The organism is Micromonospora sp. CA-248212 (assembly GCF_050948405.1).
In the GTDB taxonomy this organism is placed as follows: domain Bacteria; phylum Actinomycetota; class Actinomycetes; order Mycobacteriales; family Micromonosporaceae; genus Micromonospora.
In genome coordinates, this window is record NZ_CP192023.1 from 1342698 (window position 1) to 1357912 (window position 15215).

The following is a 15215-nucleotide window of genomic DNA, read 5'->3' on the forward strand; positions in this document are numbered from 1 at the left end:
GCCGTACGCTGAAGGGTGATGGCTTACCTGGATCACGCGGCTACCACCCCCATGCTCGACGAGGCACTGGAGGCGTACGTCGCCACCGCCCGCGAGGTCGGCAACGCGTCCTCCCTGCACGCGGCGGGTCGTCGTGCCCGTCGCCGGGTCGAGGAGTCGCGCGAACGGGTGGCCGCTGTGCTGGGCGCCCGACCGTCCGAAGTGATCTTCACGGGCGGTGGCACGGAGAGCGACAACCTGGCGGTCAAGGGCCTCTTCTGGGCCCGCCGGGACGCCGTCGCCGACCGTCGGCGGGTGGTCTCCAGCGCCGTCGAACACCATGCCGTGCTCGACTCGGTCGACTGGCTGGCCGAGCACGAGAACGCCGAGGTCGGCTCGCTGCCGGTGGACCCCACCGGCCGGCTCGACCCGGAGAACCTGCGCGCCGAGCTCAGCGCGCACGCCGACCGGGTGGCCCTGGTCACCGCGATGTGGGCCAACAACGAGGTCGGTACCGTGCAGCCGGTGGCCGAGCTGGCCGCCGTCGCCGCCGAGTACGGTGTGCCGTTCCACACCGACGCCATCCAGGCCGTCGGCCAGGTGCCGGTCGACTTCGCCGCCAGCGGGGCCGCCGCGCTGACCGTCACCGGTCACAAGCTGGGCGGCCCGATCGGGGTGGGCGCCCTGCTGCTCGGCCGGGACGTGGCCGCCGTACCGCTGCTGCACGGCGGCGGTCAGGAGCGCGACGTCCGTTCCGGCACGCTGGACACCGCCGGCATCGTCGCCTTCGCGGTCGCCGTCGAGACGGCGGTCAAGGGCCAGCAGGAGTACGCGGCCCGGGTGGCCGCCCTGCGCGACGACCTGATCGAGCGGGTCCGCCGGGCGGTGCCCGAGGTGATCTACAACGGCGACCCGACCGACCGGCTCCCCGGCAACGCGCACTTCTCCTTCCCGGGTTGCGAGGGCGACGCCCTGCTGCTCCTGCTCGACGCCCAGGGCATCGCCTGCTCGACGGGCTCGGCCTGCTCGGCCGGGGTCGCCCAGCCGTCGCACGTGCTGCTGGCGATGGGCGCCGACGACGACCGCGCCCGATCGTCGCTGCGCTTCACCCTCGGCCACACCAGCACCCAGGCCGAGATCGACGCCCTGGTGTCGGCCCTCCCCGCAGCCGTGGAGCGAGCCCGGAGAGCCGCCGCCCCCCGAACCCCCCGCTAACCCCCCCGCCCCGAAACGCCCTCGCCCGCGCCTCCGGTGCGGTCGATCATGAAGTTGTGGTGCCCGGAGTGTGGGGTTCAGAGGCCTTTGTCAACCACCACAACTCCATGATCGACCCGGTAAGGCGGGGTGGGGGTTTGGCGGGGTGGTGGTTAGGGTTGGTGGGGAAGGGGGTTCGCTGGTGAGAGTTCTGGCGGCGATGTCGGGCGGGGTTGACTCGGCCGTGGCGGCGGCGCGGGCGGTGGCGGCCGGGCACGACGTGACCGGCGTGCACCTGGCGTTGGCCCGTAACCCGCAGACATACCGGACCGGGGCGCGCGGCTGCTGCACGCTGGAGGACTCCCGGGACGCCCGCCGGGCTGCCGACGTCATCGGCATTCCGTTCTACGTGTGGGACATGGCGGACCGGTTCCACGAGGACGTGGTGGACGACTTCGTCGCCGAGTACGCCGCAGGTCGTACGCCCAATCCGTGCCTGCGGTGCAATGAGAAGATCAAGTTCGCGGCGGTGCTGGACCGGGCGATCGCGCTGGGCTTCGACGCGGTGGTCACCGGTCACCACGCCCGGCTCGGCCCGGACGGGCTGTTGCGCCGCAGCGTCGACATCGCCAAGGACCAGTCGTACGTGCTGGCGGTCCTCACCCGCGAGCAGCTGGACCGCTCGATGTTCCCGCTCGGCGACTCGACCAAGGCGCAGGTCCGCGCGGAGGCCGCCGAGCGCGGCCTGGCGGTGGCCGACAAGCCGGACTCCCACGACATCTGCTTCATCGCCGACGGTGACACCCGTGGCTTCCTCGCCGGCCGGCTCGGCGAGACGCCCGGCGACGTCGTCGACGCGAGCACCGGCGCGGTCGTCGGCAGCCACACCGGGGCGTACGCGTACACGGTGGGCCAGCGTCGCGGCCTGCACCTGGACCGGCCCGCCCCCGACGGCCGCCCGCGTTACGTGCTCTCCATCACGCCCACGACCAACACCGTGACGGTCGGTCCGGCCGAGGCGCTGGAGGTGTCCGAGGTCCGGGCCGTCCGCCCGGTCTGGACCGGCGGTCCGCGCCCGGACGCGCCGGTCGAGTGCGAGGTGCAGCTCCGCGCGCACGGGGACGTGGTGCCGGCGACCGTCGACCTCGACGGCGACGCGCTGCACGCCGAGCTGCGCCGACCGGTCCGCGGCGTCGCCGCCGGCCAGGCCCTGGTGGCCTACCGACCGGACCCGGCCGGCGACATCGTCCTCGGCTCGGCCACGATCTCCGGCTGAGCGGGCGGCTGCTGGCCGGCGACCGACGTCGGGATCGGCACGGCACCCAGCCGATCGGCGTGCACGTCTGCTGGTCGTTGGCGCGGCGTGCAGGTCGGGCGGTCGTCGCACGGCCGGCAGGGGCGCCGGGATAGCCTTCGGCCGTGACAGATCAGGCGTGGCCCTGGCCGGCGGGCGCGGCGACCGGCATCGGTTCGCTGCCCGGCACCGACATCGCCGAGGCCCAGCGGGTGGTTCTCGGCGAGCTTCCCGACCTGCCGCACCTGCCCGAGCTGCCGGCCCGAGGCCCCGGAGCCGACCTCATCGGGCGCAGCGCCGGGCTGCTGGTCGAGCTGCCCGTCGAGCTGTACACCGGGCGTTGGCGGGTCGCCCCCCGCGCCGGCCGTGACCTGCGCCGGGCCCGGGACCTGATGGAGCGTGACCTGGACCAGCTCGCCGAGCAGGCCGAGGGGTACGCCGGCCCGATCAAGGTGCAGGCCGGCGGCCCGTTCACCCTGGCCGCCGCGCTGGAGCTGCCGATCGGTGGCCGGCTGCTGCGCGACCCCGGTGCCGTGCGCGACCTCACCGGCTCGCTCGCCGAAGGGCTGCGCGAGCACGTGGCGGCGGTCGCGCGACGGCTGCCCCAGGCGTCGGTGCTGCTGCAACTGGACGAGCCGTCGCTGCCGACCGTGCTGGCCGGACGGGTGCCGACCGAGAGCGGGCTCGGCGCGTACCGGGCGGTGGAGTCGGCCGACGCGGCTGCTCTGCTGCGCACGGTCGTCGACGCCGTGGGCGTACCCACGGTGGTGCACTGCTGCGCCCCGGACGTGCCGTTGGAGCTGATCCGCTCCACCGGGGCCGTCGCGGTCGCCCTCGACCTCGGTCTCGTCACCGACCTGGATCCGCTGGGCGAGGCGATCGACGCCGGCCTCGGGCTGTTGGCCGGCGCCGCGCCGACCCGGCCGCCGTCGGCCGGTGGCGCGCCGACCTCCGGGCAGATCGCCGACCGGGTACGCCACATCTGGGACCGCCTCGGCTTTCCCCGCCGGCAGCTCGCCCAGCAGGTGGTCGTCACCCCGGCGTGTGGCCTGGCCGGCGCCACCCCGCAGTACGCCCGGGAGGTACTCGCGGCCTGCCGGGACGCCGGCCGCCGGTTCACTGAGGAGTGAGGTTTTTCTGTCGTACCCGCTGGGCAGGATGACCGCCATGATTGGACAGCTACGTTCAGTGGTGATCGACTGCCCCGATCCGCAGGCGCTGGCCGCGTTCTACTCCGAGCTGCTCGGCATCCCCTTCGCCGAGGGCGCCTCCGAGGACGACGACTGGGTGGTGCTCGGTGGCCCGCCCGGCCACCAGCCGCGACTGGCCTTCCAGCGAGCGCTCAACCTGCGTACGCCGTCCTGGCCGGATCCGGAGCGCCCGCAGCAGTTCCACCTGGACGTGACCGTGGACGACATCGAGAGCGCGGAGAAGGCGGCGCTCGCGCTCGGTGCGCGGCGGCTGCCCGGCGACGGCGAGGGTTTCCGGGTCTACGCGGATCCGGTCGGCCATCCGTTCTGCCTCTGCTGGGACTGACCGCGCCCGACGGCGGTCGCGGCGGCCGGGCATGATGGCCGCCGTGACCTCCACCGCCGTGCTGCGCGCCTCCGGTTCGCTCTTCGGTCTCGCCTACGGCGACGCGCTGGGCAAACCCACCGAGTTCCTGACCGTCGCCGACATCCAACGCCGCTATGGTCCGACCGGCCCACGTGAGCTGACCGGCGACCCGGCGCTGGTCACGGACGACACGCAGATGGCGCTGGCGGTGGGCTGGGCGCTGCACGAGGCCCCGACGTTCACCCCGGACGCGGTGGAGCCGTTGCTGCGACGCCGCTTCGTGGCCTGGTCGGTCAGCCCGGATAATGACCGCGCCCCCGGGATGACCTGCCTACGGGCCTGCGCCGACCTGGATCGGGGGCTGCGCTGGCAGCAGGCGACGGTCGCCGGTTCGAAGGGCTGCGGCGCGAACATGCGCGTCACGCCCGTGGGGCTGTTGGACGTCGACCTCGACACGATGGCCGGTCTGGCCCAGTTGCAGGCCGGGCTGACCCACGGCCACGCGACCGGTCTGGCCGCCAGCGAACTCACCGCGTACGCGGTCGTCGCCCTGCGCGGTGGCGTCACGCTGCCCGAGCTGCCCGCGATCCTCACCGAGCGGGCGCGATCCCAACGCCAGGTCTACCGGCAGGACTGGCTGGGCGACCTCTGGCGACACCCGGGGGTCGACACGCCGGAGAGGTTCATCTCCCACGGTTGGGACGAGTGCCTGACGGCGCTGCGCCGGCTGACGACCGCCCTGGATGCGCCGGACGACGGCGGCGATCCGTGCCGGGCCACCGGGCAGGGTTGGGTGGCCGAGGAGGCGCTGGCCACCGCGCTGTTCTGCGCCGTACGCCATGCCGACGATCCGGTCGCGGCGCTGGCCCGGGGCGCGACCACCGCCGGCGACTCCGACTCGATCGCCGCCCTGGCCGGCGCCTTCGTGGGCGCGGCCAGCGGCCTGGCCGCCTGGCCGTCCGAATGGGCCGAGCGCATCGAGTACGCCGATCAGCTCGCCGCCCTCGGCGAGAGCTGGGACTGACCGCGCGGTCCGCATGGCGCTGCCGGTCCGGCCCGGCTGCCCATGATCGACTCGATTTCCTGGAAGTCGGGGTGCTACCGACAGGTAGACAGGACGCTTTCCTGAAAGTCGAGTGGATCATGGCCTGCGGTCGGGGTGCCTTCGGCTCGGCCGGCCTCAGCCGGTGGGTAGGTGGCGCAGGCCGCGGACCTTGCGCCACAGGTCGGCGTCGCAGCGGCCGGCGCGGTCGGCGAAGTCGGCCGAGCTGATCCGGACCGGCTCGGTCAGGCTGAGGTAGCTGTCGTGCTCGGCGCCGGGATCCCAGTCCCGGGTGGGAATCCGGACGTGGTCGTCGCGGTCGCTCTTGTCCTGACTGGTGATCTTCAGGACGTCGGCGCCCCGCGAGTCGGTGCGTAGCACCAGGCAGGGGCGAATCTTCGAGCCGCTGCCGTCGGCGTACGGGACGTCGGCCCACCAGATCTCGCCCGCCGCCGGAGCATCGGTAGCCCGATCGGTGTCACGGGAACGGGGCGTCCCGCCCGGCCGATCGGTGCCGCGTGGCCTCGGGGGCGCGGGACGACGCCCACCCGCGCGGGTCGTGGCACCCGGACCGGTTCGGTTGGTCGGTCGGCGCGTGGCCGCCCGGTGCCGCCAACTGTTCCACGCCCAACCGGCGGCCACCGCGAGCAGGATCGCCACCGCCCAGAGCAGCGTCTCGTTCATCGCCACCTCCGTGTCAGGCGGCACGCCGGCCGCATCGTCCGGCGATCCTCGCACGTCACCGCCCCCGCCGCCCGTCGACGACACCGCCGCTCGTGCCGCCAGCCAGCGTCCCCACCCGCCGGGGCGGTCGATCCCGCGCCCGTGCCGCCCGAGCCCGCGCCCGTGCCGGCCGATCCCGCGCCCGTGCCGGCCCAGCCGCACCCGTGCCGGCCGATCCCGCGCCCGGCCGACCCCGCGCCCGTGCCGGCCCAGCCGCGTGCCGGCCGATCCCGCGCCCGCGCCCGGCCGACCCCGCACCTGCGTCGATCTTGCACTTTCTGCTGCGACATCCGGGGCATCCCACCCCTATCGACGACCGAAACTGCAAGATCGCCGGGAGGTTGGCAGCGGGCCCGCCTCTGCCTTTCGGGGGCACCGCCGCCGGAGTGGCCGGTGTCGCCGCGAGGCCGGCGTTTATCCCCGCTGGCGGCACCTCCGCCTGGGTCGCGCGGACGGTCCCGCCGGGTCCGCGCAGTTGCGGGGCCTTGATCCACTCCAGATCGCCGATGTGGGGGCATCCGGGGCATCGGGACACCCCGGCATCGGCGATCTGGAGTTGATCAAGACTGCGGGTTCGGTGGCTACGTGCCGCGGGGCCTGGGGCCGGGCGCGCGGGGTATCACCGTCGGCGCGGGTGGGCGGCGGATTGTCAGCCCGGACCGATACCGTGCCTTAGTAGCGTGATCAGGGAGGTCACAGGCGTGTCCGAAGGTGGCGGGGTGTCCGAGGAGCAGATCGGTCAGCGGGTCAGCCCGGCTCAGGAGGCGGCGGCCGGCGCGGAGCCGACGCCGCAGGCGCGGGAGCGGCACGCCACGCTGAGTGGCGAGCTGACCGAGCATCAGTACCGCTACTACGTGCTGGATTCGCCGATCATCACCGACGCCGAGTTCGACAAGCAGCTGCGCGAGCTGGAGGCGTTGGAGCAGGAGTTTCCCGCGCTGCGCACGCCGGATTCGCCGACCCAACGGGTGGGTGGCACCTTCTCCACCGACTTCACCCCGGTCACGCACGCCGAGCGGATGCTCTCGCTCGACAACGCCTTCGCCGACGAGGAGCTGGCGGCCTGGGCCGAGCGGGTCGAACGGGACGCCGGCGGGCCGGTGCCCTACCTCTGCGAGTTGAAGGTCGACGGTCTGGCGATCAACCTGACCTACGAGGCCGGTCGGCTGGTCCGGGCCGCCACCCGGGGCGACGGCCGTACCGGCGAGGACGTCACCGCCAACGTGCGCAGCATCCGGGACGTGCCCGTCCAGCTCACGCCGTCCGCCGAGTTCCCGACGATCCCCGAGCTGCTGGAGGTCCGGGGCGAGATCTACTTCCCGGTCGCCGCGTTCGCCGACCTCAACGCGGGCCTGGTCGAGCAGGGGCGCGCGCCGTTCGCCAACCCGCGCAACGCCGCTGCCGGCAGCCTGCGGCAGAAGGATCCGAGGGTCACCGCCTCCCGGCCGCTGCGTCTCGTGGTGCACGGCATCGGCGCGCGTCGGGGGTTCCAGCCCGCCGCGCAGTCCGAGTCGTACGCGGCGCTGAAGGCGTGGGGGCTGCCGACCAGTGACCGGTGGCGGGTCGTACCGGACCTGTCCGGCGTCGCGGAATACATCGCCTACTACGCCGAGCACCGGCACGACGTCGAGCACGAGATCGACGGTGTGGTGGTCAAGGTCGACCCGGTCTCCATCCAGGGCCGTCTGGGCTCGACCAGTCGAGCCCCACGCTGGGCGATCGCCTTCAAGTATCCGCCGGAGGAGGTCACCACCAAGCTCCTCGACATCGACGTCAACGTGGGGCGGACCGGCCGGGTCACCCCGTTCGCCGTGCTCGAGCCGGTGCGGGTGGCCGGTTCCACGGTCGCGCTCGCCACCCTGCACAACGCCCGCGAGGTCGAGCGCAAGGGCGTGCTGATCGGCGACACGGTGGTGCTGCGCAAGGCCGGCGACGTGATCCCCGAGGTGCTCGGTCCGGTGGTCGACCTGCGGCCCGCCGACGCCCGCCCGTTCGTCATGCCGACCACCTGTCCGTCCTGCGGCACCCCGCTCGCGCCCTCCAAGGAGGGCGACGTCGACATCCGCTGCCCCAACACCCGCAGCTGCCCGGCCCAACTCCGCGAGCGGGTGTTCCACCTCGCCGGCCGTGGCGCGTTCGACATCGAGGTACTCGGCTACAAGGGTGCGGCAGCGCTGCTCGACGCGGAGATCATCGCCGACGAGGGTGACCTCTTCCAGCTCGACGCCGACCAACTGTCCCGGTCGCCGTTCTTCGTCAACAAGGACGGCAGCCTCGGCAGCAACGCCGTCAAGCTGCTCGACAACCTGGCCGTCGCCCGGGAACGTGACCTGTGGCGGGTGCTGGTGGCGCTCTCCATCCGGCACGTCGGCCCCACCGCCGCCCAGGCGCTGGCCCGGCACTTCCGATCCATGGAGGCCATCGACGCGGCCAGCGAGGAGGAGCTGTCCTCGGTCGACGGCGTCGGGCCGACCATCGCGGCCAGCATCCGGGAGTGGTTCGCCGTGGACTGGCACCGCGAGGTGGTCCGCAAGTGGGCCGACGCGGGCGTACGGATGGCCGAGGAGGCGGTCGACGAGGGCCCGCGTCCGCTGGAGGGGTTGACCGTCGTGGTGACCGGCACCCTCGCCGGCTTCTCCCGGGACCAGGCCGCCGAGGCCGTGCAGACCCGGGGCGGCAAGGTCAGCGGGTCGGTCTCCAAGAAGACGAGCTTCGTCGTCGTGGGGGACAACCCGGGTTCCAAGGCCGACAAGGCCGCCAGCCTCAAGGTGCCGGTGCTGGACGAGGAAGGGTTCCGGCTGCTGCTGGACGCGGGTCCGGACGCCGCGCGGGAGGTCGCCCGCGTCGAGGGCTGACGCCGCCACGTTCCCGAGGTGGCCGCCGCGTATACCAACTTAATTACGACTACTACCGATTCGTGACTGTCATACCGGGAAACTCGGGGCTGAGGGCGTTTCATTGGGTGACGACGTTCTCACCGACACGTCGACAGTTCCTCGGGAGGTGTGATGGAGGTCGCCGACCCGCGCAACTCCCTCCCACCTGGGCGGGTGGCGCCGTTCGCCACCTTCGTCGTCGGCATCCTGGTGGTGGCGGCGCTGACCGTCGCTGGTCCACTCACGACGCTTCCCGGGGAGCTGTCCCGGCTGCCGGTGGCGTTCTGGACGATGGCCGCGCTCGCGGTGATCTGCGACGCGCGTCCGTTCGTCCCGCCCGGGCGACGGCAGACCTCGGCGGTCTTCCCGTCCACCTGTTTCACCTTCGCGATCCTGCTCGGTTGGGGGCCAGGCCCGGCGGTGGCGGTGCAGGCCCTCGGGGTGATCGTCTCCGGCTGGCGGATGGGCAACGCCGCCTGGCGGACGGCGTTCAACGTCGGCCAGTACGCCTGCGCGCTCGCCGCCGCGTACGGGGTCGTCCAGCTCGGACCGGGCACCATCTTCTCCGGGGGACGCCTGCACTGGACCGACGTGGTCGCCGTCGGCGGCGCGACGCTCGCCTGGTTCTCGGTGAACTACGCGCTGGTGAGCTGGGCCGTACGACTGCGCTTCGGCGGCCGCTGGTGGCCCACCGTCCGCCAGGGCGTCGGCTTCGAACTGCTCTCCACCGGCTCGCTGCTGCTGCTCGCGCCGGTCCTCGTCGCCGCCGCCCGGCTCAGTGCGGCGCTGATCCCGCTGGTGCTGGTGCCGCTGTTCGCCGTGTACCGGATGGCCCGGTTGACCGTCGAACAGCAGCACCTCGCCGCCGCCGACCCGCTGACCGGTCTGCCGAACCGAAAGGCGCTGCTGGCCGAGGTGGCGGAGCAGGTCCACCTGCACGCCGAGCGGACCGCCCGGGGCGAGCCCGGCGGACATCTGGCGCTGCTGCTCATCGACCTGGACCGCTTCAAGAACGTCAACGACGCGCTCGGGCACGCGGTGGGGGACCGGCTGCTGGTCGAGGTCAGTGCCCGACTCGCGGACGTGGAGCCCCGACCGCAGATGATCGCCCGGCTGGGTGGGGACGAGTTCGCCATCGTGATGACCGGGCTGTCCGACGTCGGTCAGGCGCGTGAGCTGGCCGACCGGGTGGTTGGGGCGTTGGCCGAGCCGGTGCCGTTGGACGGGTTGCCGCTGGACGTCGGCGGCTCCATCGGGATCGCCCTCTTCCCCGAGCACGGTGAGGACTTCGCCACCCTGATGCGCCACGCCGACGTGGCGATGTACGACGCCAAGCACCGCAACGACACGGTCGCCGTGTACGCCCCGGAGTCCGACCACAACTCGGCCGAGCGTCTCGGGCTCCTCGCCGACCTCCGACGGGTGCTCGAATCCGGCTCACCCGCCGTCGAGGCAGATCCCACGGTCGAGGCGGGCGACGCGGTCGAGGCGGGCGACGCGGTCGAGGCGGGCGACGCGGTCGAGGCGGGCGACGCGGTCGAGGCGGGCGACGCGGTCGAGGCGGGCGACGCGGTCGAGGCGGGCGACGCGGTCGAGGCGGGCCACGCGGCCGAGGTAGATCACGCGGTCGAGGCGAGCCACGCGGGCGAGGCAGGTCACGCCGACAGGGCGGATCGCGCGGTCGAGGCAGGTCACGCCGACAGGGCAGATCACGCCGACGAGGCGGGGCATGCCGTGGACGCCGCGCGGGCCGTATCAGCGGGCGAGGCCGCGCCTGCCCGGCACGCCGAGCGGGGTGGGTCGGAGCGGACGGCAGACGTACCCCTCGCGGTGGAGGCCGAGGTGCGCGGCGGTGACGGCGCCGCGCTGCCGGCCGGGACCGCGCCGGTGATCGCCGCGCCGTCGGTGACCGGCGGGCGGTGGTGGGGTCGCCGTCGGCGTGCCGGCGACGAGGTGGCGCACGCCGATGAGTTGATCAATCGGATCACCACCGGGGCCGATCCGATCCGGGGCCGCAACAGTCGCGCGACGATTCCCGGTACCCGGCCCGGTCCGAGCCGGGACCGGCGTTCCGGCGGTCACGGGCGGCGCTCGCCGAACGGTGGCGCGCTGTCCGCGGTGGGCGACCGCCGTCCGGGGCGCGACGGCGGGTCCGCCACGGGCGGGCGGACGATCGGGCCGACCGGGTGGGCGCGCGACGGTGGGCCGGTCGACGACGCCGGTGAGATCACCATGTACTACCAGCCGCAGATCGCCATCGCGACGGGCGAGGTGGTCGGCGTCGAGGCCCTGCTGCGCTGGCGGCATCCCCGCCGGGGCATGGTCGACCCGGAGGAGCTGATCCGGGTCGCCGAGCAGAGCGCGGTGATGCGGCTGCTCACCCGGCGGGTCGTTGACGACGTGGTGGAGCAGCTCGCCAAGTGGTCGGCGGCCGGCATCGGGCTGCGCGCCGCGCTCAACGTCAGCGTGCGGGACCTGCACACCGGCGAGATCGCCGACCAGATCGCCGACCGGCTGGCCCGCTACGGGGTGCCGGCCGAGCGGCTGCAACTGGAGATCACCGAGGGCGCCCTGATGGCCGATCCGCGTCGGGTGCTGGCGACGATCACCCGGTTGCACCAGATCGGGGTGGCCATCGCGCTCGACGACTTCGGCACCGGCTACTCGTCCCTGCAGCACCTGCGCCGGCTGCCGCTGTCCGAGGTGAAGGTGGATCGCTCGTTCGTGCTGGGCATGGCCGAGGACGCCGACGACGCGGCGATCGTCCGCTCGACGATCGAGCTGGCGGGGGCGTTGGGCCTGCGGGTGGTCGCGGAGGGGGTGGAGGACGAGCGGACCTGGCGGATGCTGTACGCAGCCGGCTGCGACGCGGCCCAGGGGTGGTTCTACGCCCGTCCGATGCCCGCCGAGGAGCTGGTCACCTGGCTGGCCCGCTACCGGCCGGTGCGCCCCAGCGGCGGCCCGGAGACGGATGCCGGCCGCCGGCTGACGCGCTGACCCACCCGAGCAGTCGGCGCGGGGCGCGGAACAATAGACTCGCTCCGGTCACCGCGCGTCACGCTGCACCCGCCGCGCGGCCGGCACACCGCCCGACCAGCAGGACATCAGAAGGGGGCACGGATGGCCGCCATCTCCCGCGAGGAGGTCGCGCACCTGGCGCGCCTGTCGCGGCTCGCCGTCACCGAGGAGGAGCTGGACACGTTCGCCGGCCAGCTCGACGTGATCCTCCAGGCGGTCGCCCAGGTCGGCGAGGTCGCCGCCGCGGACATCCCGCCGACCTCACACTCGGTGCCGCTGACCAACGTCTTCCGCGAGGACGTCGTCACGCCGTGCCTGACCCCCGAGGAGGTGCTGTCCGGTGCGCCCGACGCCGAGGAGCAGCGGTTCCGCGTACCCCGGATTCTGAGCGAGGACGTGGCGTCATGAGCGAGCGTCAGCGAGCGAATCATCGGTGCAGTGCCGTGGTGTCTCGTGACGTCACGGAGCGAAGCGGAGTGACGGCATGAGCGATTTGACCAGAATGACCGCGACGGAGATCGCCGCCCTGGTTGCCGGCGGGGAGACCTCCGCCGTCGAGGTGACCCAGGCGCACCTGGACCGGATCGCCGCGGTCGACGACCGGGTGCACGCGTTCCTGCACGTGGACAGCGAGGGCGCGCTCGCCGCCGCCCGTGCCGTGGACGAGCGCCGGGCCGCCGGTGAGGAGTTGGGCCCGCTCGCGGGCGTGCCGGTCGCGGTGAAGGACGTGCTCGCCACCCGTGGCGTGCCGACCACCGTCGGCTCGAAGATCCTCGAAGGCTGGCGCCCGCCGTACGACGCGACGATCGTGCAGCGACTGCGCGACGCCGGCACGGTGATGCTGGGCAAGACGAACATGGACGAGTTCGCGATGGGCTCCTCCACCGAGTACTCGGCGTACGGCCCGACGCACAACCCGTGGGACCTGAGCCGCATCCCGGGTGGTTCGGGTGGTGGCAGCGCCGCCGCGCTGGCCGCGTACGAGGCGCCGCTGGCGATCGGCTCGGACACCGGTGGCTCGATCCGCCAGCCCGGCGCGGTTACCGGCACCGTCGGGGCGAAGCCCACCTACGGCGGGACCTCCCGGTACGGCCTGGTGGCGTTCTCCTCATCGCTGGACACCCCCGGCCCGTGCGCCCGTAACGTGCTCGACGCCGCCCTGCTGCACCAGGTGATCGGCGGGCATGACCCGCGCGACTCGACGTCGATCCCGCAGCCCGTACCGGACGTGGTGGCGGCGGCGAAGCTCGGCGCGACCGGCGACCTGACCGGCGTACGACTCGGCATCGTCAGCGAGTTCGTCGGCGAAGGCACCGAGCCGGGCGTGATGACGGCGTTCCGCGAGTCGGTGGACGCGCTGACCAAGATGGGCGCCGAGGTCGTCGAGGTCTCCTGCCCGACGTTCGCGTACGCGCTGCCGGCGTACTACCTGATCGCCCCGAGCGAGTGCTCCTCCAACCTGGCCCGGTTCGACGGCGTCCGGTTCGGCCTGCGGGTCGGCGACGACGGCAACCGGTCGCTGGAGGAGGTCATGTCGCTGACCCGCGAGGCCGGCTTCGGCCCCGAGGTCAAGCGCCGGATCATGATCGGCACGTACGCGCTGTCGTCGGGCTACTACGATGCGTACTACGGGCAGGCGCAGAAGGTCCGTACGCTGATCACGCGGGACTTCACCGCCGCGTTCGAGCGGGTCGACGCGCTGATCTCGCCGACCACCCCGTTCACGGCCTTCCCGATCGGTGCGCGCACCGCCGACCCGTACCAGATGTACCTGGCCGACCTGTTCACCATCCCGACCAACCTGTACGGCGGGCCGGGCATCTCGGTGCCCTGCGGCCTCTCCGAGGGGCTGCCCGTGGGCCTGCAGGTGATGGCCCCGACGATGGCCGACGACCGGATGTACCGGGTCGCGGCCGCGCTGGAGTCCGCGGTCGGCACGTTCACCCCACCGGCACTGTGAGGCAGGAGCCCAGATGACGACGACGCTGCCCGCGTACGACGAGGTCGTCGCGCGCTACGAACCGGTGATCGGCCTGGAGACCCACGTCGAGTTGGGCACGAACACCAAGATGTGGTGCGGCTGCCCGACCGACTTCGGCGGCGAGCCGAACACCCGGGTCTGCCCGGTGTGCCTGGGCCTGCCCGGGTCGCTGCCGGTGGCCAACAAGGCCGCCATCGAGGCGATCATCCGGATCGGCCTGGCGTTGAACTGCTCGATCGCCGAGTGGTGCCGGTTCGCCCGGAAGAACTACTTCTACCCGGACATGCCGAAGAACTTCCAGATCAGCCAGTACGACGAGCCGATCTGCGTCGACGGTTACCTGGACGTCGAGGTGAACGGCGAGACGGTGCGGATCGAGATCGAGCGGGTGCACCTGGAGGAGGACACCGGCAAGACGCTGCACGTCGGCGGTGCCACCGGGCGGATCCACGGCGCGACGGAGTCGCTCGTCGACTACAACCGGGCCGGCATCCCGCTGGTCGAGATCGTCACCAAGCCGATCACGGGCACCGCTGCGCTCGCCCCCGACGTGGCCCGAGCGTACGTCGCCGAGCTGCGCGACGTGATCCGTACGCTCGGTGTCTCGGACGTGCGGATGGAGGAGGGTTCGCTGCGCTGCGACGTGAACACCTCGCTCAACCTGCCGGGGCAGGAGTGGGGCACGCGCACCGAGACCAAGAACGTCAACTCGCTGCGGTCGGTGGAGCGGGCGGTCCGCTCGGAGATGCTGCGGCAGGCGTCGGTGCTGGACGCGGGCGGCCGGATCACCCAGGAGACCCGGCACTTCCACGAGGACACCGGCGACACCACGCCGGGGCGCTCGAAGGAGACGGCGACCGACTACCGCTACTTCCCCGAGCCGGACCTGGTGCCGGTCGCCCCGGATCCGGCCTGGGTGGCTGAGCTGAAGGCCGCCCTGCCGGAGCTGCCCCGGGTGCACCGGCGTCGGCTCCAGGAGCAGTGGGGCCTGTCCGACCTGGACATGCAGTCGGTGCTCAACGCGGGCGCGGTCGAGCTGATCGAGGCCACCGTGGCCGCCGGCACCACCCCGGCGGCAGCCCGCAAGTGGTGGTTGGGCGAGTTGTCCCGCCGCGCCAACGAGAGCGGTGTGGAGCTGGCCGATATCGGTGCCACCCCGGCCCAGGTCGCCGAGCTGCAGGGCCTGGTCGACGCCGGCAAGCTCAACGACAAGATGGCCCGCACGGTGCTGGAGGGCGTGGTCGACGGTGAGGGCTCGCCCACCGAGATCATGTCCAGCCGGGGCCTGGAGGTCGTCTCGGACACCGGCGCGCTCACCGCCGCCGTGGACGAGGCCATCGCCGCCAACCCGGGCATCGCCGACAAGATCCGCAGCGGCAAGGTCGCGGCGGCCGGCGCGCTCGTCGGCGCGGTGATGAAGTCGACCCGTGGTCAGGCCGACGCCGCCGCCGTCCGCACGCTGATCCTGGAGCGCCTGGGCGTCCAAAGCTGATACCCGTTGTTAGGAAGGGCCCCCTCCTATGCACCAGGCGTTAGGAAGGGGCCCTTCCT

General features: G+C 73.1%; 11 protein-coding genes. 10 read left to right on the forward strand and 1 reads right to left on the reverse strand.

Annotation, left to right across the window (positions count from 1 at the left end; all coding sequences use genetic code 11):
* Nucleotides 1–18 precede the first annotated feature (18 nt).
* The 5 genes from ACQP03_RS06375 (at nucleotide 19) to ACQP03_RS06395 (ending at nucleotide 5048) form a co-directional block, all read left to right on the forward strand.
* Nucleotides 19–1194, forward strand: coding sequence for a cysteine desulfurase family protein (locus tag ACQP03_RS06375; RefSeq protein WP_357173172.1), 1176 nt, complete (start codon nucleotides 19–21; stop codon nucleotides 1192–1194).
* A gap of 181 nt (nucleotides 1195–1375) precedes the next feature.
* Nucleotides 1376–2449, forward strand: a complete 1074-nt coding sequence (gene mnmA / locus ACQP03_RS06380) for a tRNA 2-thiouridine(34) synthase MnmA (protein WP_433460530.1) — start codon at nucleotides 1376–1378, stop codon at nucleotides 2447–2449.
* A 143-nt stretch (nucleotides 2450–2592) separates the two neighbouring features.
* On the forward strand, nucleotides 2593–3597 hold the full coding sequence (locus tag ACQP03_RS06385; protein WP_433460532.1) for a methionine synthase: 1005 nt from the start codon (nucleotides 2593–2595) through the stop codon (nucleotides 3595–3597).
* A 37-nt stretch (nucleotides 3598–3634) separates the two neighbouring features.
* The gene (locus tag ACQP03_RS06390) at nucleotides 3635–4003 is read left to right on the forward strand and encodes a VOC family protein (RefSeq protein WP_357127423.1); all 369 of its coding nucleotides are present in this window, start codon (nucleotides 3635–3637) and stop codon (nucleotides 4001–4003) included.
* A 31-nt stretch (nucleotides 4004–4034) separates the two neighbouring features.
* On the forward strand, nucleotides 4035–5048 hold the full coding sequence (locus ACQP03_RS06395) for an ADP-ribosylglycohydrolase family protein (RefSeq protein ID WP_357127420.1): 1014 nt from the start codon (nucleotides 4035–4037) through the stop codon (nucleotides 5046–5048).
* Nucleotides 5049–5204: 156 nt separating this feature from the next.
* On the opposite strand, the gene ACQP03_RS06400 is transcribed toward ACQP03_RS06395, so the two are convergent.
* Complete coding sequence (locus ACQP03_RS06400; RefSeq protein WP_357127417.1) at nucleotides 5205–5750, reverse strand: type II toxin-antitoxin system PemK/MazF family toxin; 546 nt, start codon at nucleotides 5748–5750, stop codon at nucleotides 5205–5207.
* A 758-nt stretch (nucleotides 5751–6508) separates the two neighbouring features.
* Between ACQP03_RS06400 and ligA the strand changes: the two genes are divergently transcribed.
* The 5 genes from ligA (at nucleotide 6509) to gatB (ending at nucleotide 15156) form a co-directional block, all read left to right on the forward strand.
* Nucleotides 6509–8644, forward strand: coding sequence for an NAD-dependent DNA ligase LigA (ligA, locus tag ACQP03_RS06405; RefSeq protein WP_357127414.1), 2136 nt, complete (start codon nucleotides 6509–6511; stop codon nucleotides 8642–8644).
* 153 nt (nucleotides 8645–8797) lie between these two features.
* The gene (locus ACQP03_RS06410; RefSeq protein ID WP_433460535.1) at nucleotides 8798–11662 is read left to right on the forward strand and encodes an EAL domain-containing protein; all 2865 of its coding nucleotides are present in this window, start codon (nucleotides 8798–8800) and stop codon (nucleotides 11660–11662) included.
* A gap of 123 nt (nucleotides 11663–11785) precedes the next feature.
* Entirely contained in the window at nucleotides 11786–12091 is a 306-nt protein-coding gene (gatC, locus tag ACQP03_RS06415; protein ID WP_355052147.1) for an Asp-tRNA(Asn)/Glu-tRNA(Gln) amidotransferase subunit GatC, read from the forward strand.
* Nucleotides 12092–12167: 76 nt separating this feature from the next.
* A complete protein-coding gene (gene gatA / locus ACQP03_RS06420) occupies nucleotides 12168–13643 on the forward strand; it encodes an Asp-tRNA(Asn)/Glu-tRNA(Gln) amidotransferase subunit GatA (protein ID WP_357394067.1) in 1476 nt (491 codons plus the stop codon).
* Between the two features lie 13 nt (nucleotides 13644–13656).
* Nucleotides 13657–15156, forward strand: coding sequence for an Asp-tRNA(Asn)/Glu-tRNA(Gln) amidotransferase subunit GatB (gene gatB, locus ACQP03_RS06425; protein ID WP_357127405.1), 1500 nt, complete (start codon nucleotides 13657–13659; stop codon nucleotides 15154–15156).
* The last annotated feature ends 59 nt before the right edge of the window (nucleotides 15157–15215 follow it).